This window comes from Pseudomonas putida S13.1.2 (assembly GCF_000498395.2).
GTDB lineage: Bacteria > Pseudomonadota > Gammaproteobacteria > Pseudomonadales > Pseudomonadaceae > Aquipseudomonas > Aquipseudomonas putida_Q.
In genome coordinates, this window is record NZ_CP010979.1 from 4,421,824 (window position 1) to 4,438,006 (window position 16,183).

The 16,183-nt window shown below is 65.0% G+C and carries 16 protein-coding genes and 1 riboswitch; of the genes, 8 read left to right on the forward strand and 8 right to left on the reverse strand.

All coding sequences use genetic code 11. The features are described 5' to 3' along the window. Nucleotides 1-106 precede the first annotated feature (106 nt). From N805_RS19525 to N805_RS19535, 3 genes are all read left to right on the forward strand, one after another. Nucleotides 107-799: a response regulator transcription factor gene (locus N805_RS19525; protein WP_019472354.1), complete on the forward strand. Its 693-nt coding sequence runs from the start codon at nucleotides 107-109 to the stop codon at nucleotides 797-799. Beyond that, a complete protein-coding gene (locus tag N805_RS19530) occupies nucleotides 799-2,145 on the forward strand; it encodes a sensor histidine kinase (RefSeq protein WP_026034568.1) in 1,347 nt (448 codons plus the stop codon). The genes N805_RS19525 and N805_RS19530 overlap by 1 nt, the downstream gene beginning before the upstream one ends. Nucleotides 2,146-2,227: 82 nt before the next feature. Continuing rightward, nucleotides 2,228-3,118 carry an alpha/beta hydrolase gene (locus tag N805_RS19535; RefSeq protein ID WP_019472352.1) on the forward strand — a complete coding sequence of 297 codons (891 nt, stop codon included), beginning with the start codon at nucleotides 2,228-2,230 and terminating at the stop codon, nucleotides 3,116-3,118. 38 nt (nucleotides 3,119-3,156) lie between these two features. Here the strand turns inward: N805_RS19535 and N805_RS19540 are convergent, their stop codons facing one another. After that, complete coding sequence (locus tag N805_RS19540; RefSeq protein ID WP_019472351.1) at nucleotides 3,157-4,143, reverse strand: zeta toxin family protein; 987 nt, start codon at nucleotides 4,141-4,143, stop codon at nucleotides 3,157-3,159. Between the two features lie 95 nt (nucleotides 4,144-4,238). Further along, entirely contained in the window at nucleotides 4,239-5,465 is a 1,227-nt protein-coding gene (locus N805_RS19545) for an RtcB family protein (RefSeq protein ID WP_371113231.1), read from the reverse strand. Between the two features lie 70 nt (nucleotides 5,466-5,535). Beyond that, nucleotides 5,536-5,677: riboswitch (FMN riboswitch) on the forward strand. An 80-nt stretch (nucleotides 5,678-5,757) separates the two neighbouring features. On the opposite strand from N805_RS19545, the gene ribB reads away from it, so the two are divergent. The 5 genes from ribB (at nucleotide 5,758) to N805_RS19570 (ending at nucleotide 11,884) form a co-directional block, all read left to right on the forward strand. Beyond that, the gene (gene ribB, locus N805_RS19550) at nucleotides 5,758-6,408 is read left to right on the forward strand and encodes a 3,4-dihydroxy-2-butanone-4-phosphate synthase (RefSeq protein WP_019472349.1); all 651 of its coding nucleotides are present in this window, start codon (nucleotides 5,758-5,760) and stop codon (nucleotides 6,406-6,408) included. A 193-nt stretch (nucleotides 6,409-6,601) separates the two neighbouring features. Beyond that, the gene (locus N805_RS19555; protein ID WP_003255380.1) at nucleotides 6,602-6,844 is read left to right on the forward strand and encodes an exodeoxyribonuclease VII small subunit; all 243 of its coding nucleotides are present in this window, start codon (nucleotides 6,602-6,604) and stop codon (nucleotides 6,842-6,844) included. Further along, the gene (gene ispA / locus N805_RS19560) at nucleotides 6,841-7,728 is read left to right on the forward strand and encodes a (2E,6E)-farnesyl diphosphate synthase (protein WP_019472348.1); all 888 of its coding nucleotides are present in this window, start codon (nucleotides 6,841-6,843) and stop codon (nucleotides 7,726-7,728) included. Before N805_RS19555 ends, ispA begins: the two co-directional genes overlap by 4 nt. 176 nt (nucleotides 7,729-7,904) lie before the next feature. Further along, entirely contained in the window at nucleotides 7,905-9,800 is a 1,896-nt protein-coding gene (dxs, locus tag N805_RS19565) for a 1-deoxy-D-xylulose-5-phosphate synthase (RefSeq protein ID WP_019472347.1), read from the forward strand. A 212-nt stretch (nucleotides 9,801-10,012) separates the two neighbouring features. Then, a complete protein-coding gene (locus tag N805_RS19570; protein WP_019472346.1) occupies nucleotides 10,013-11,884 on the forward strand; it encodes a TonB-dependent receptor domain-containing protein in 1,872 nt (623 codons plus the stop codon). On the opposite strand, the gene N805_RS19575 is transcribed toward N805_RS19570, so the two are convergent. The 6 genes from N805_RS19575 to thiL form a co-directional block, all read right to left on the reverse strand. Beyond that, entirely contained in the window at nucleotides 11,862-12,674 is an 813-nt protein-coding gene (locus N805_RS19575; RefSeq protein WP_019472345.1) for a cobalamin-binding protein, read from the reverse strand. The two genes, N805_RS19570 and N805_RS19575, sit on opposite strands and share 23 nt — an antisense overlap. Continuing rightward, nucleotides 12,674-13,093: a hypothetical protein gene (locus N805_RS19580; RefSeq protein WP_019472344.1), complete on the reverse strand. Its 420-nt coding sequence runs from the start codon at nucleotides 13,091-13,093 to the stop codon at nucleotides 12,674-12,676. The genes N805_RS19575 and N805_RS19580 overlap by 1 nt, the downstream gene beginning before the upstream one ends. Then, nucleotides 13,090-13,707, reverse strand: a complete 618-nt coding sequence (gene ribA / locus N805_RS19585; RefSeq protein ID WP_019472343.1) for a GTP cyclohydrolase II — start codon at nucleotides 13,705-13,707, stop codon at nucleotides 13,090-13,092. The genes N805_RS19580 and ribA overlap by 4 nt, the downstream gene beginning before the upstream one ends. 244 nt (nucleotides 13,708-13,951) lie before the next feature. Then, nucleotides 13,952-14,695, reverse strand: coding sequence for a substrate-binding periplasmic protein (locus tag N805_RS19590; protein ID WP_019472342.1), 744 nt, complete (start codon nucleotides 14,693-14,695; stop codon nucleotides 13,952-13,954). Nucleotides 14,696-14,710: 15 nt separating this feature from the next. Next, nucleotides 14,711-15,214: a phosphatidylglycerophosphatase A gene (locus N805_RS19595; RefSeq protein ID WP_010951803.1), complete on the reverse strand. Its 504-nt coding sequence runs from the start codon at nucleotides 15,212-15,214 to the stop codon at nucleotides 14,711-14,713. Next, on the reverse strand, nucleotides 15,211-16,179 hold the full coding sequence (gene thiL, locus N805_RS19600; RefSeq protein ID WP_019472341.1) for a thiamine-phosphate kinase: 969 nt from the start codon (nucleotides 16,177-16,179) through the stop codon (nucleotides 15,211-15,213). The genes N805_RS19595 and thiL overlap by 4 nt, the downstream gene beginning before the upstream one ends. Nucleotides 16,180-16,183: the final 4 nt, after the last annotated feature.

The following is a 16,183-nucleotide window of genomic DNA, read 5'->3' on the forward strand; positions in this document are numbered from 1 at the left end:
ACGGGGGCGCAGCAGGATTAACCTTCTTAACACACCCAGGCGTTGCCCTCCCTTGCTGGCAATGGGATGATCCGTAACTGATACAGGTTCTCATTCAAGGCTCGCCGTGCCCACCTCACTTCTCCTCGCTGAAGACGACGCAAGCCTGCGTCAGGACCTGGAACGCCATTTCCTCAAACGCGGTTTCCGGGTGCACGCCTGCGCCACGGGCACCCAGGCCCTGGACGCGATTCGGCAATCACCGTTCGAGCTGGTGTTGCTGGACATCATGTTGCCGGGTATCGATGGCCTCAGCCTGCTCGACGAGTTGCGCCGACAGCAGGCGGTGCCGGTCATGCTGATGTCGGCGCTGGGGGCCGAGCAGGACCGCATCAGTGGCTTTACCCGTGGTGCCGACGACTACCTGCCCAAGCCCTTCAGCCTGGCGGAGCTGGACGCACGGGTCGATGCCTTGCTGCGGCGCGTGGCATTTGATCGCGGCATGGCGCTGCGTGCCGACGTCGGCGAAGTGATGCTGGACCACGACCGTCAGGACGTTATCCACAACGGCAACGCCGCTGGCCTCACCGCTTCCGAATTCCGCTTGCTGCTCACGCTGCAGGCGCACCCCGGCGAAGCCTTGAGCAAACCGTTCCTTTACCAGACCGTGCTGCACCGGGCCTATACCCGTCTGGACCGGGGCCTGGATGTGCATGTGTGCAACCTGCGCCGCAAACTGGCCGACATCAGTGCCCAGCATCTGCAGATCCAGGCCGTGCGTGGTCAGGGGTACATCCTGGTCGACACGGAACAGCCCTGATGCGGCGCCACCCGTTGCTGTGGAAACTGGCGGTCCTGCAGGTCAGCTTCTGCCTGCTGCTGATCTGGCTGATCTGGACCTGGGGCCTGTCCGTGGAGCGCAGCACCTATTTTCTGTCCCGGGCCGACCAGGATTACCTGGCGCGCTATGCGCAACAAGCTGAAGACGCCTGGAGCCAGGGCGGCGCGATCGGCGCCGAGGCCTGGCGCAGGCAACTGGCGCAGGCCGAGGACACCTGGGTGGCGGTGATCGGCCCGCATCTGCAAAGCCTCGGCACCACTCCGCTGAGTGCCGAGGAGGCCAGCCACCTGACCTTCATGCGTAAGCTGGACTGGCCGATGAGCCGGCGCCTGCAGGATGAGTTGCCGTATGTCAGCATCGAGTTCCCGCAGCACCCCGAGCAAGGCCGCCTGGTGCTGCAATTGCCCGAGCGCCTGCTGCCCACCGGCCTGACGCCGTGGACCCATGTGGTCACCCACGGCGTTGCACCTGCACTGCTCGCCCTGCTGCTGGGCCTGGCGTTGTACCGGCACTTGGTAGTGCCGCTGAACCGCCTGCGCGACCGCGCCGATGCCCTGCGTGCCGATGACCTGGACAGCCCCGCCCTGCCCCTGCTGGCACGCCGTGATGAGCTGGGTGAACTGGCACAGGCCTTCGAGCACATGGCCGGGCGCTTGCGTCAGAGCCTGGAGCAACAGCGCCTGCTGCTGCGCACGCTGTCTCACGAGCTGCGCACGCCCCTGGCACGGTTGCGCATCGCCCATGACAGCGACTTGCCGCCGCTGCAGTTGCGCGAGCGCCTGGACCGTGAAGTCGCCGACATGCAGAAACTGCTGGAAGACACGCTGGACCTGGCCTGGATGGACACCGAACAGCCAAGCTTGCCCACCGAGCCGATACTGATGGTTTCCGTATGGGAAGCACTGTGCCAGGACGTTTGCTTCGAAAGTGGCTGGGACCGTGCACGCCTGCCTTGTTCGCTTGGCACCGATTGCCTGGTACAGGCGCATCTGGACAGCCTGGCCCAGGCCTTGGAAAACCTGATGCGCAATGCCATTCGCCACTCGCCGGCCGAGGGCCGGGTCAGCCTGGAGGGCTGGCGTGAAGGCGACTGCTGGCACCTGCGCCTGAGCGACCAGGGCCCCGGCGTACCTGACGCCGACCTTGAACGCATCTTCAAGCCTTACCAGCGCCTGGCCGACAGCGGCGCGGGTTTCGGCCTGGGGTTGGCCATCGCCCGTCGGGCCATCGAGCTGCAAGGCGGCCGCTTGTGGGCCAGCAATGGCCACCCTGGGCTGCGCCTGCACTTGACCTTGCCGATGGCCAAGGACTGTTTAGAAAGTTAATGCGCTTTACGCTCAATCAGGACTGATTATCATCTGGGCGCTCCAGCCTTGCGTTCCTCGCAAAGCCCTGACGAGACGCCTGATGAGCAAGATGACCCTGACGCTGGCTTTGGCACTGGCCCTGGCAGCCCCCGTTGCCCTGGCACAGCCCGAGCGCAACCAGAAGATGGACACCTCGCTGCTGCAGCGTCAGGACCTGGCCTACCGCTTCACCCAGCTCGACCTGGACTCGGCCGATGGCCAGCGTCATTACCGTTTGTGGGTCGGTACACCGAACCGCCCGGCGCCAGCATCGGGGTATCCGGTACTGTGGATGCTCGACGGCAATGCCGCGCTTGGCGCGCTGGACAGCCAGCAACTGGCCAAGCTTGCCGCCGGCCAGGCGCCCTTGCTGGTGGCTGTGGGCTACCAGACCGAGCAGCGTATCGAGCGGGCTGCGCGGACTTATGACTACACCCCGGCGTTGCCCGGGCAGGCTGAGCAGCGCGACCCGCTGACTGGCCAGCCCAGTGGTGGCGTGGATGCATTTCTTGACCTGCTGACCGAGCGCATGCGGCCGATGGTGGCCGGGCTGGCCCCCATCGACCTGCAGCGACAGACGCTGTGGGGCCATTCCTACGGCGGGCTGGCCGTGCTGCATGCGCTGTTCACCCGGCCCGGGGCGTTCAGTGACTATGCGGCGGCCAGCCCTTCGCTGTGGTGGCATGACGGGGCAATCGTGCAGGAGGCGCAGGGCCTTGAGCAACGCTTGGGCAACACCCCGGCGCGACTGCTACTGATGCGCGGCAGCGAGGAACCTGCCAACCCCAGGGCGCAGGTAAAGGGCGATGTCGAGAGGCCTGCACGAGAACTGGCGGCAGACCTGGCCAGGGTAAAAGGCCTTCGGGTCCACTTCGAACGGTTCGAAGGGCTCGACCATGGGCAAATGCTGGGGGCATCGTTGAAGACGGTGATCGAGCAGCTGGCCAGATAACGCCCTATTCGCCTCGGGCCTGCTGCGCCCTCTTATCATCAGGGGTAGGTGTACTTGAGCAGGTACTGACTCAGGTCGCGGAAGGCATCTTCGGAAATTCGGGGTACCAGGTCGGTGCTCCGGCCAAGGGTCTTGCAGCAGGCCATGACCATCTGTTGGCGCACCGGCTCATCCAGCATGCCGGCATGCACGACCTGGAAGAATTGCAGGTAGGCGCCAGAATCGGTGCCTTCAGGGCTGCGCCGGATTTCAATCGGTGTGTCATGGTAAGGCGCCCGGAAAAAGGGCTGGCCATCGTAGTCTGGCTGCGGGGTCAACACGCCAGGGGCATCACAGGTGCTGTGGCACAGCACCTTGCTCTGCTGATCCGTTTCGAAACCACGTTCATAAAGCGTGACCTGCGAGCCAGGGGCCTGCGTACAGGCGTGTTCGAAAGCGTTCAGGATCTTTTTGGCATTCGCCTGTGAGGCCTGGATCTGCGACAACGCCACGAATCGCTCGATTTCGCCCTTGGCGACGCTCTTCACGCCGCGGTCGAGGGTCGCCCAATGGCTGAATTCCACCTTGCAGGCGATCATGTGAATCTCGAAGCGGTAACCCGCCTCCACGGCCGCAGGCGGGAAGCCGGCGAATGCTTCGTCGTCCAGTGCCGATTCCATGATGATGTTGTAGCGGTTGGCGAAGGCGTACCCAAATACCTTGCCGCTCAGTGCCCTGATGAAGGCTTCGGTGTGCTCGTACACATGCAGCACACCGTGCTCGCTCATTTCGGTGTAGTGCGGGTGCAGTTTGCGAAATTCTGGCAGGTAAAGCCGCACATGGTTCTGGTAGCGCTCGCTGGGCAGCAACTGCTTCTCCAGCAGGTAGGTCTTGCCTGACCCTTGCGCACCGGCAACGATGAGCATGTTCGGGGTTGGGTCACTTTCAGGCCCATCAGCTTCGCGCGCTTTGTCGAACAGTGCATGGTCGAGCTGGGCGAAGGCGTCATCGACATCGCTGTCGGTGAACGGGTAAAGCGTGGCCATATCTGCAATCCTCAGGTGTCTGCCCCAAGTGGGCGGCCCGACACTCTAGGAACTACCCCGGCGCACTGTGTGGTAGTTAGTTAAGGCACTGCTCGCTACCCCTTCACACACACGACCTGGCGCAGGGTATGAACCACCTCTACTAGCGCCTGCTGGGCACGCATCACCGCGTCGATGTCTTTGTACGCCATCGGGATTTCGTCGATGACGTCTTTGTCCTTGCGGCACTCCACATGTGCCGTGGCCCGCCGTTGGTCCTCCACGGTAAAGCGGCTTTTGGCCCTGGTCCGGCTCATCACCCGGCCGGCGCCATGGCTGCACGAACAGAACGACTCCTCGTTGCCCAACCCACGCACGATGAAGCTTTTGGCCCCCATCGAGCCCGGGATGATGCCCAACTGCCCCTTCTGCGCCGACACCGCCCCCTTGCGCGTGACCAACACTTCGCGGCCAAAATGTTGCTCACGCTGTACATAGTTGTGGTGGCAGTTCACCGCTTCCAGGCGGGCCTCGAACGGTTTGCCCAACGCCTTGCGAGCAGCGCCGACCACGGCCAGCATCATCAGCTCGCGGTTCTGCCGGGCGTAGTCCTGCGCCCACTCCACGGCTTCGACATAGTCAGCAAAATGGCGGCTGCCTTCTTCGAAATACGCCAGGTCCTTGTCCGGCAGGTTGGCCAGGTGCTGGCGCATGTCGGCCTGGGCCAGTTCGATGAACAGGTTGCCGATGGCATTGCCCACACCGCGCGAGCCGCTGTGCAGCATGAACCAGACGCGGTCGGCCTCATCCAGGCACACTTCGATGAAGTGATTGCCACCGCCGAGGGTAGCCAGGTGGTGGCGGTTATTGGTCTTTTCCAGCCGCGGGTATTTGTCGGTAATGGCCTTGAACCGCCCGGCCAGCTGGCCCCAGGCCTTGTCAGTCTTTGCCGGCACATCGGCCCAGGCGCCCTGGTCACGTTTGCCGAAGCTCTTGCCATGCGGCACCGCCTGCTCGATGGCACTGCGCAGGCCATGCAGGTTGCCTGGCAGGTCACGGGCGTGCAGCGAGGTGCGCGCGGCGATCATGCCGCAGCCGATGTCCACGCCAACCGCAGCGGGGATGATCGCACCGACCGTGGGGATCACGCTGCCGATGGTCGAGCCCTTGCCCAGGTGCACGTCGGGCATCACCGCCAGGTGCTTGAAGATGAACGGCATCCTGGCCGTGTTCAGCAGTTGTTGGCGGGCCTCGTCTTCGACCGGCACGCCGTCGGTCCACAGCTTGATCGGCTTGCCACCGGCGACCTGGAGAATATCCATGGGCTTGTTCCTCGAATGCATGAGGGCATGATACCGCCAAAGGTCGTAGAGCCGTGGGTTGCCAGCGGGGTGGCAAGGTGCTGTATGCTTGGCCGGTCTTCAGGGCGGGGTGCAAGTCCCCACCGGCGGTAAATCGAAAGATGAGCCCGCGAGCGCTCCGGCCATGCCGGGGGTCAGCAGATCTGGTGCAATTCCAGAGCCGACGGTCATAGTCCGGATGAAAGAAGGCGTCAGGCAGGGGCCATCCGGGCGCCCCTGCGCGCGCATTTTGTTCGCCCCGAGACGTTCATCGATCATTCACGAGGAGCGTTTCATGTCCACCCGTAACCACCCGCAATTCCCCGCTGTTTCCGCCGCCATCGCCGCCTTCCAGGCCGGGCGCCCTGTGCTGCTGCTTGACGATGACGACCGCGAGGACGAAGCGGACATCATTGCCGCTGCCGAAAACATTACGCTGCAGACCATGGCCATGATGATTCGCGACTGTAGCGGCATCGTCTGCCTGTGCCTGGACGAAGCCACCGTCGACGCACTGCAACTGGCGCCGATGGTGCAGAACAACCAGGCCCGTCATGGCACCGGCTTCACGGTCACCATCGAGGCCGCAGAAGGCATCACCACCGGGGTTTCTGCCCAGGACCGCATCACCACCATTGCCGCGGCACTGCGCTCCAGCGCCGAACAGCGCCATATCGTCAGCCCGGGGCATGTGTTCCCGCTGCGCGCCCGCAATGGCGGGGTATTGACCCGCCGTGGGCACACCGAAGGCTCGGTGGACCTGGCGCGCCTGGCCGGCCTGCGCCCGGCGGCGGTGTTGTGCGAGCTGATGAACCCCGATGGCAGCATGGCCCGCGGCGAGCAGGTGGCGGTTTATGCGCGCCAGTACAACTTGCCGGTGCTGACCATCGAGGAGTTGGCGCGTTACCGTGAGGCGATGCTGGAACGGGAAGCAGAGCCGGCCTGATAGAGCTCCTTGGGGCTATTCGCGGGCTTGCCCGCTCCCACAGGGTCCGCGCCGGGTTCAGAACCGGTGCAATACCTGTGGGGGTTTACCCGCGAAGAGGCCCGCAAATCCAACCGCATCACCCCGGAAGTTTGCTCCCCCCGCCCCGCTCTGCTAGTGTCGCGCCGTTCTGAATGCCACCGAGACAGTCGCCATGGCCCGCAAAAAAGCCTCCCTCGATTTCGAGCAATCCCTCGCAGACCTGCAAGCACTGGTCGAGCGCCTGGAGAACGGCGAGTTGTCGCTGGAAGAGTCGCTGGCCGCCTTCGAGCAAGGCATCGCCCTGACCCGTGATTGCCAGGGTGCCCTGGCCCAGGCCGAACAGAAGGTGCAAATCCTTCTGGAGCGCGACGGCGAACTGGCCGCGCAGCCCTTCGACGCGGAGCCGGAAGCATGATCGGCACCTACCAGGCCAGCTGCCAGGCTCGGGTCGACGCCGCCCTCGAACCGCTGTTCGTTGCCCCGTCCAAAGAGCTGGAACGTCTTTACGCCGCCATGCGCTACAGCGTGATGAACGGCGGCAAGCGCGTACGCCCGTTGCTGGCCTACGCGGCCTGCGAAGCCTTGGGCGCCCCGGCCGAACAGGCCAACGGCGCGGCCTGCGCGGTCGAACTGATCCACGCCTACTCGCTGGTGCATGACGACCTGCCAGCCATGGACGACGACGACCTGCGTCGCGGCCAACCCACTACCCACAAAGCATTTGACGAAGCCTGCGCCATCCTCGCTGGCGACGGTTTGCAGAGCCTGGCGTTCAGTGCCCTGCTCGACCCAGGCCTGAGCCCGCAGGCCGACAGCATTCGCCTGGCCATGGTCCAGGCCCTGGCCAAGGCTGCCGGCCCGGCAGGCATGGTCGGCGGCCAGGCCATCGACCTCGGTTCGGTAGGCCTGAAGCTGGACCAGCAGGCACTGGAGTTCATGCACCGGCACAAGACCGGCGCGCTGATCGAAGCCAGCGTACGCCTCGGCGCCCTGGCCAGCGCGCATGCCGAACAGCCGCAGCTGGATGCCTTGCAGGTTTATGCACAGGCCATCGGCCTTGCATTCCAGGTGCAGGACGACATCCTCGACGTGGAAAGCGATACCGCTACCCTGGGCAAACGCCAGGGTGCCGACATAGCGCGTGACAAACCGACCTACCCGGCCCTGCTGGGCCTGGAAGCGGCCAAGGCCTATGCAATCGAACTGCGCGACCAGGCGCTGGTCGCACTGCAAGGGTTCGGTGAAACGGCCGAGCCACTGCGGGCCCTGGCGCGCTACATCGTCGAACGCCGTAACTGAGCAGCTACACCATTCCCTGTGGGAGCGGGTTCACCCGCGAATGCGCCAGTAAATTCAACATCGCATTCGCGGGTAAACCCGCTCCCACAGGGGCCGCGTAACCTGTGGTCGAATGGGCACTTTTCCCACAATGGGGTAAACTGCCGCGTCTTCACACACCTATAACGACTCGCCTGATGCCCACGACGTTTCAAGAGATCCCCCGCGAACGCCCGGTCACGCCGTTGCTCGACCGCGCTGACACGCCTGCCGGCCTGCGCCGGCTGGCCGAAGCCGACCTGGAGACCCTGGCCGACGAACTGCGCCAGGAACTGCTCTACACCGTGGGACAGACCGGTGGGCATTTTGGCGCCGGTCTGGGCGTGATCGAGCTGACCATCGCCCTGCACTACGTGTTCGACACCCCGGACGACCGGCTGGTGTGGGACGTGGGCCACCAGGCCTACCCGCACAAGATCCTCACCGGGCGCCGTAACCGCATGCTCAGCCTGCGCCAGAAAGACGGCATCGCCGCCTTCCCGCGCCGCAGCGAAAGCGAGTACGACACGTTTGGCGTCGGCCACTCCAGCACCTCGATCAGCGCCGCACTGGGCATGGCCATTGCCGCCCGTCTGCAGAACAGCGCACGCAAGTCGATCGCGGTGATCGGGGACGGGGCGCTGACTGCTGGCATGGCCTTCGAGGCGTTGAACCACGCCCAGGAAGTCAACGCTGACATGCTGGTGATCCTCAACGACAACGACATGTCGATTTCGCGCAATGTCGGCGGCCTGTCCAACTACCTGGCCAAGATCCTCTCCAGCCGCACCTACGCGAGCATGCGCGAAGGCAGCAAGAAAGTGCTGTCGCGCCTGCCAGGCGCCTGGGAAATCGCCCGCCGCACCGAGGAATACGCCAAGGGCATGCTGGTGCCGGGCACGCTGTTCGAAGAGCTGGGCTGGAACTACATCGGCCCCATCGACGGCCACGACCTGCCGACCATGATCGCCACCCTGCGCAACATGCGTGACCTGAAGGGCCCGCAGTTCCTGCACGTGGTGACCAAGAAGGGCAAGGGCTTCGCCCCGGCCGAGGTCGACCCGATCGGCTACCACGCCATCACCAAGCTGGAGCCGGCCGACAAGCCTGCCGCGCCGAAGAAAGTCAGCGGCCCGAAATACTCTGCCGTGTTCGGCCAGTGGCTGTGCGACATGGCCGCCGCCGACAACCGCCTGGTGGGCATTACCCCGGCGATGAAGGAAGGCTCCGACCTGGTCGACTTCAGCGAGCGCTACCCGGAACGCTACTTCGACGTGGCGATCGCCGAGCAGCACGCCGTTACCCTGGCGGCCGGCATGGCCTGCGAGGGCAGCAAGCCGGTGGTGGCGATCTACTCCACGTTCCTGCAGCGTGCCTACGACCAGCTGATCCACGACGTGGCAGTGCAGAACCTCGACGTGCTGTTCGCCATCGACCGCGCCGGCCTGGTTGGCGAAGACGGCCCGACCCACGCGGGCAGCTACGACCTGTCGTACCTGCGCTGCATCCCGGGCATGCTGGTGATGACCCCCAGTGACGAAAACGAGCTGCGCAAGATGCTCAGCACCGGTCACCTGTACAACGGCCCGGCAGCCGTGCGCTACCCGCGTGGCACCGGCCCGAATGCGCCGATCAGTGGCGACCTGGAGCCACTGGAAATCGGCAAGGGCGTGGTTCGCCGCCAGGGCGAGAACGTCGCCCTGCTGGTGTTCGGCGTGCAGCTGGCCGAGGCCATGCAGGTGGCCGAGCAGATCAACGCCACGGTGGTCGACATGCGCTTCGTCAAACCGCTGGACGAGGCCTTGGTGCTGGAACTGGCTGGCAGCCACGCGCTGCTGGTGACCATTGAAGAGAACGCCATCATGGGTGGCGCGGGTGCTGCGGTGGGTGAGTTCCTGGCCAGCCAGGCAGTGCTCAAGCCGCTGCTGCACCTGGGCTTGCCCGACATCTACGTCGAGCATGCCAAGCCTGCACAGATGCTGGCTGAGTGCGGGCTGGATGCGGCCGGGATCGAGGCTTCGGTAAAAGCCCGCATGGCCAGGCTCGGCTTGTAATCCCTGGGGCCGCTCTGCGGCCCATCGCGACACAAGGCCGCTCCCACATTGACCGCACCGCTCCCCAGGCTTGCGCAATACCTGTGGGAGCTGGCTTGCCGGCGATGGGGCCCTGACAGGCCGCACAACACAATCGCCCCCAGACTGGCCCACCTGTGGGAGCGGCCTTGTGTCGCGATCGAGGGCGCAGCCCTCGCAAAATGGTACTGCCCATGAAAGCCCCAACTTTTGCCACCCTGCTCTGCCTCCCCCTCCCGCTGCTGGCTGCTGAGCGCGACGACGCCCTCAAGCTCCCCGACGTGCTGATCAGCGCCAGCCGCCAGGTCGAATCGCGCACCGCCACCAGCGCCGCCAATACCGTCTTCACCCGCACCGACATCGACCGCCTGCAACCCACCAGCGTCACCGACCTGCTCAGCCGCGTGCCTGGCGTGCAAGTGGCGCCTACCGGTGGCCGTGGCAGCCTGCCCGGCATCTTCATCCGCGGCACCAAGGCAGCGCAAAGCCTGGTGTTGGTCGATGGCGTGCGCATTGCCAACGCCACCTCCGGCGACAGCGGCCTGCAGTTTCTCGACGTCGACCAGATCGAGCGGGTGGAAGTGCTGCGAGGCTCGCGTTCGGCGGTGTACGGCAGCGATGCCATTGGCGGGGTAATCCAGATCTTCACCCGTCGCAGCAATGGCCCCGGCCTGCAGCCGCGCCTGCGCATGGCCGCCGGCAGCAACCAGACATTCCAGCGCAGCCTGGGGCTTTCGGGCGGGGATGGCGCAACCCGCTTCAACCTCGGCGCCAGCCTGGATGAAACGGCCGGCATCGACTCGACCGGGCCTTCGTTCTCCAGCGATGGTGACCACGACGCTTACCGCAACAAGGCATTCAACCTGAGCCTGAGCCACACCTTCGGCGAACGCTTCGAGGCCGGCCTGAACCTGCTCGACAGCCGGGGCCGCAGCGAGTACGACAACCCGTTCGGCGGTTTCGACCCGGTCACCTTCGAAAGCTTCGGCCAGCAGCCCTACACCGATTTCAGCGTCAGCAGCCTGGGCAGCTACTTCGATGCCCAGCTCACCGACACCTGGCATTCGCGGCTGGAACTGGCCCACAGCGAGAACCGCGACGACAAGCGCGACAAGCTCAGCGCCGAACGCTTCGTGTTCAACACCTACCGTGATCAGGTCACCTGGCAGAACGACCTGGCCCTGGGCGAGCGACACAGCGTGTTGCTGGGTGGCGACTGGTACGAAGACCGTGTGCACGCCAGCACCGACTTCACCGAAGACAGCCGCTGGAACCGCGCCGTTTTCGTTCAGCACCGCTACCAGGGCGAGCACTTTTCCACCGAAGTGGGTGTGCGCCATGACCGTAACCAGCAGTTCGGCGGCCAGACCACCTGGAGCGGCAGCCTGACCGTACCGTTGAACGCACAGAATGATGTGCTGCTGTCCTACAGCGAGGGCTTTCGGGCGCCAACCTTCAACGACCTGTATTACCCCCAGTTCAGCAACCCGGACCTGGACCCCGAGCACTCCAGAAGCTACGAGCTGCAATGGCGCAGCCAGCTGACGGCGGACAGCCGCCTGGAAGCCTCGCTGTACCGCACCGACCTGCGCGATGCGATCGTGTTCGGCCAGGACTCGATACCCCGCAACGTGGCCTCGGCACGTATCAACGGCTTCGAAATGGCTTTGGCGCAGCAGTGGGGCGCCTGGCACAGCCAGCTCGGCCTGGCACTGATCGACCCTCGTGACCGTGACAGCGGCCACACCCTCGCCCGCCGTGCACGCCGCACGTTGAGCCTGGACCTGGACCGTGAACTCGGCCGATTCACCGTGGGGGCAAGCTGGCAAGCGGTCAGCGGCAGCTACGACGATGAGGCCAACCGCAACCACATCGGCGGCTATGGCCTGCTCGGTTTGCGCGGTAGCTGGGCAGCCACTGACGAACTGAAACTGGAAGCGAAGCTGGATAACCTGCTGGACCACGCTTACAGCCGCGCCCTGTACAGCTACGAGGGTGCCTACCACCCCTACCGCGAAGAAGGCCGCACGCTGTTGTTCAGCGTTACCTGGACGCCGGCGCTTTAGCCGCGAGCAATGCGCACAAACGGGCGGTGGCTTCGATCATCTGCCCACTGGGCCGCTCAATACCTTTGTCGGGTACCACCAGCAAGCCACCATCGGCAACCGCACGCAGTTGCGGCCAGGCCTTCCAGCTGGCCAGTTGCGCCTGATCGCCCGCCAGGATGACCTGTGGGTTGCGCAGCAGCACAGACTCCACGTTCACCTGCGGCGCCGGTTGGCTGAGGTCGGCAAACACATTGCGCGCGCCGCACACGGCCAGGGCATCGCTTACCACCTGCTGGCCACCCAGGGTGTACAACGGCTGATCCCACACTTGGTAGAACACCTGCAATGGCGCGTCACGCCGATACTGCTGTCGCAGTTGCAGCAGCCGTTCGCGCAGCGCCTGGGCGTACTGATGGCCTTGCCCGGCACGGCCGACACGCTCGGCGATGGCTTCGATCTGCGCGATCAACTGGTCGATGTCATGGGGTTCTGCACTGAAAGTGGCGATGCCCAGGCGCTTGAGTTGGTCGCGCTGGGCGGGTGGCACGCTGCCCGGCCAGAGCAGCAGCAGGTCGGGGCGCAGGCTGAGCAGGCGCTCCATGTCCAGTTGCCCCTGGCGCCCGACCGAGGGCAGGTCGCGCAGGGCTGCCGGCCGTTCGCCACCGTCGAGTACGCCTACCAGCAGGTCGTCGGCCTGCAGTTCAAGCATGATTTCAGTCATCGAAGGCGCCAGGCTGACCACCCTCAAGGGGTCAGCGGCCAGCGCGGTGCAGGCAAGCAGCGCCAGCAGGCCAGGCAGCAGGCGCATCAGCCGAGCTGGCGCGGGATGCGATAGAGGTACAGCACCACCACGGTGGACAACGCCAGCAAGATCTGCGGCACCGCCTCCAGGCCGACCAGCACCGACAGTGCGGCGACCCAGGCCGGGAAGCAGGCGTACAGCATGGCTATGCGCCGCACGCGCGCCAGTTCGATCCAGGCGGCGGGTTCTTCGCTGCTGCCCAGCACCTTGGAGGTGGCGATCAGTGCCCGCTTGTAGGCGCCGAAACGTGGCAGGCTGAGGAACATGGTCGCCGCACCGGCGATGAACAGTGGCATGGCCAGCACCGGAATCAGTGCAGCCCCACCACCAAAGGCCCAGGCCATTACCGGCAGCGGCACCAGGCCCAGGGCCAGGTACTGCCACCAGGCCAGTGCCAGGCGCCGCTTGACCTCGGCGCGGGTCACGCCTGTGGCGCCTCGCCCTGGTGTTCATTGCCCAGCATGTGGCCGAGTTTGCCGGCCTTGGTCGCGAGGTAAAGGCGATTGTGCGGGTTGTGACCGGTGTGCAGCGGCACACGCTCGGCAACCACGATATTCATGTCGGTCAGCGCCTTGACCTTGCGCGGGTTATTGGTCATCAGGCGCAGGGCCTTCACACCCAGATGCTCCAGCATCGGCAAGCACATGGCGTAGTCGCGCTGGTCGGCGGCAAAGCCAAGGCGTTCGTTAGCTTCGACAGTATCGGCACCGCCATCCTGTAACTCGTAGGCGCGGATCTTGTTCAACAGGCCAATACCACGGCCTTCCTGACGCAGGTACAGCAGCACCCCACGGCCTTCGCGGGCGATGGCCTGCAGCGCGGCTTCCAGCTGCGAACCGCAGTCGCAGCGCTGGCTGAACAGGGCATCGCCGGTCAGGCACTCGGAGTGCAGGCGCCCCAGCACCGGCTGGCCATCTGCGATGTCACCCAGGCTGAGCACTACGTGCTCGCGGCCAGTGGCTTCGTCGAGAAAGCCGTGCATGGTGAAGGTCGCGAATGGCGTCGGGAGTTTAGAGGCGGCAACAAAGACGACGGGCACGTTGTGCTCCTGGAATAAGTTGAAAATTTCTCGTGGGGCGATTGTATCAGCCGGTTGCAGGCTGTGGGCGGGCTGAATACCGTGGGTTAAGATCGAAAAGTTCGATGCTTAGCAGCGCGGGCTTGGCAGGCTCTCTGTGGGAGCGGGTTTACCCGCGAAGCAGACAACGCGGTGCCTGGCACCGGCTCCGCCGGTGTTCGCGGGTAAACCCGCTCCTTCAGGGACCGCGCAAGCCCTCTGAATGCTAATGCGGGCGGCTATCAGGGCCGAAAGGATACGGCTGTTTCCAGTGCTCGAAAATCGGCTTCAGCTCGCCACTGCGCACCAGTTCGTCCATGCGCTTGTCGAACAGGTCACACAGCGCCTTGGCCTGGCCGTTGCGGGCAAACGCCAGGTACAGCGGTAACTCGGCCACATGGGTACGGCGGAAGCGCTCGGGCTGGGATGACTGGCTCAGGACATAATCGACTTCGGTCTGTGCATCGATGTAGAAGTCCACACGGTCATGCTCGAGCATCGGCAGAATGCCTTCGCGGCGCTGAATTTCACGGTATTCATGCACGTCTGGCAGGTAGCTGCCGTAGTCGTAGCCACGCACCCAGGCCAGGCGATACTTGCCCACATTCTGCGCAGTAGGCACAGGTTTGCTGGCCAGCCCCAGGGCGTAGATGTGGTCCATGTCGAAGTGCCAGCGCGGGTACAGGTTGTCGTTGTTTTCTTGCTTGTACGAGCCCACCCAGGCATCGGCTTCGCCACGTTTGACCAGCCCGACTGCACGGCTGTAGGGCGCGCTCTGGGCCACCACTTTGACCCCTGCCGGCTCGAACACCTTGCGCAGTACGTCCCAGGCCACCCCGGTACCGTCAGCGTTGGTGTAATCGAGCCACTCTTCGCTGACCAGGTGGATCTGCTTCGGCACGCCCTCAGCAGCTGCCACCCATGGGGCAACGCTCAGCAGCATTGCCAACAGCAAAGCCCTTATGGCCATTCACGCGCTCCCTGTTCAGGCAACCGCCCACACCAGAACCTGCATGCCCAGCCAGGCAAACACGCCGGCCAGGATATCGTCGAGCATGATACCGACACCCCCGTGCACATGGCGGTCGATCCAGCGGATCGGCCATGGCTTGAGGATGTCGAAGAAGCGGAACATCAGGAACCCTGCCAGCAGCCACTGCCAGCCTTCTGGCACCAGCCAGAGGGTGATCCACATGCCGACGATCTCGTCCCAGACAATGCCTTCATGGTCGTGTACGCGCAAGTCATTGGCGACCTTGCCGCACAACCAGAAGCCAAACAGCATGCTGACGCCCAGCAACAGCCAGTAGCCCCAGTCAGGCAACAGCTGCCACAACGGGATGAACGGTATGGCCACCAGCGAGCCCCAGGTGCCCGGGGCCTTGGGTAAGGTACCGGAACCGAAGCCAAAAGCGATGAAGTGCCACGGGTTGCGCCAGACCGAAGGCGGAACAAACTCCGCAGGCACCTGATTGGGGTGATCGGTCACGGTGTCTCCCTAAAGTGTTGATAGCCCCGCTGAACGGGGGTGATGTCCCGGCCCTGCGCGTCACGCAAGGTGACACCCTGCCCTTCGAGCACACGGCCAATGGTATGCACCTCGACCAGGCCGAGGTCAGCCAGGGGCGCCAGCGCCTCAGGCGGCAGCGTGAAGGCCAGCACGTAATCGTCGCCACCGGCGAGGGCGGCCTGCACGGCCGCTTCGCGCCCGAGGAACGCCTCTACAGCAGGAGACACTGGCACCTGGGCCAGGTTCACCTCCAGCGCAACGCCGGACGCCTTGGCGATGTGCCCGCAATCTGCGAGCAGGCCGTCGGAGATGTCCAGCGCCGCCGTGGCCCGGCCACGCAGCAACGTGCCGAGGGTGAGCTGCGGCATTGGCGACCAGTAATGGGCCAGCAGCGGATCGGCCTGCTCGGCCGGCGCCTCGCGCTCGCCCAGCACCAGCGGCAGCGCGCCGGCCGCCTTGCCCAGCACACCACCGACGCACAGCAGGTCGCCTGGCCGTGCACCGCTACGGCGCAACGCCTGGCCTGCCGGCACGCGGCCAAACACGGTAACCGTGATGCTCAGCGGGCCCCGGGTAGTGTCACCCCCGATCAGGCTCATGCGGCAACGGTGGGCCATGCGGCTGAGGCCATCAGCATAGGCCGCCAGCCAGTCAGGGCCCACGTCAGGCAAGGTCAGGGCGAGGGTGAAGCCGATCGCGGTCGCGCCCATGGCGGCCAGGTCACTGGCGGCCACGGCCAACGAACGCTGGCCAAGCAGCAACGGATCGCAGACAGCGGGAAAATGCACCCCGGCGACCAGGGTGTCGGTCGACACCGCCAGTTGCTCACCAGGGGGAAGAGCCAGCAGGGCGCAGTCGTCGCCGATACCCAGGGCCACGCCCTCGCCGCCCTGCGCACAGGGCGCGGCGGCGAAGTAATGGTTGATCAGCTCGAACTCACCCATGGCT

What these genes read in the sequence shown, in the direction of transcription:
- ribB (WP_019472349.1), top strand. Translation starts at nt 5,758, where the DNA reads ATGTCCACCCGTAACCACCCGCAATTCCCCGCTGTTTCCGCCGCCATC.
- thiL (WP_019472341.1), bottom strand. Translation starts at nt 16,179, where the DNA reads ATGGGTGAGTTCGAGCTGATCAACCATTACTTCGCCGCCGCGCCCTGT.
- N805_RS19575 (WP_019472345.1), bottom strand. Translation starts at nt 12,674, where the DNA reads ATGCGCCTGCTGCCTGGCCTGCTGGCGCTGCTTGCCTGCACCGCGCTG.
- dxs (WP_019472347.1), top strand. Translation starts at nt 7,905, where the DNA reads ATGCCCACGACGTTTCAAGAGATCCCCCGCGAACGCCCGGTCACGCCG.
- N805_RS19555 (WP_003255380.1), top strand. Translation starts at nt 6,602, where the DNA reads ATGGCCCGCAAAAAAGCCTCCCTCGATTTCGAGCAATCCCTCGCAGAC.
- N805_RS19590 (WP_019472342.1), bottom strand. Translation starts at nt 14,695, where the DNA reads ATGGCCATAAGGGCTTTGCTGTTGGCAATGCTGCTGAGCGTTGCCCCA.
- N805_RS19535 (WP_019472352.1), top strand. Translation starts at nt 2,228, where the DNA reads ATGAGCAAGATGACCCTGACGCTGGCTTTGGCACTGGCCCTGGCAGCC.
- N805_RS19540 (WP_019472351.1), bottom strand. Translation starts at nt 4,143, where the DNA reads ATGGCCACGCTTTACCCGTTCACCGACAGCGATGTCGATGACGCCTTC.
- N805_RS19570 (WP_019472346.1), top strand. Translation starts at nt 10,013, where the DNA reads ATGAAAGCCCCAACTTTTGCCACCCTGCTCTGCCTCCCCCTCCCGCTG.
- ispA (WP_019472348.1), top strand. Translation starts at nt 6,841, where the DNA reads ATGATCGGCACCTACCAGGCCAGCTGCCAGGCTCGGGTCGACGCCGCC.
- N805_RS19530 (WP_026034568.1), top strand. Translation starts at nt 799, where the DNA reads ATGCGGCGCCACCCGTTGCTGTGGAAACTGGCGGTCCTGCAGGTCAGC.
- N805_RS19545 (WP_371113231.1), bottom strand. Translation starts at nt 5,465, where the DNA reads ATGCATTCGAGGAACAAGCCCATGGATATTCTCCAGGTCGCCGGTGGC.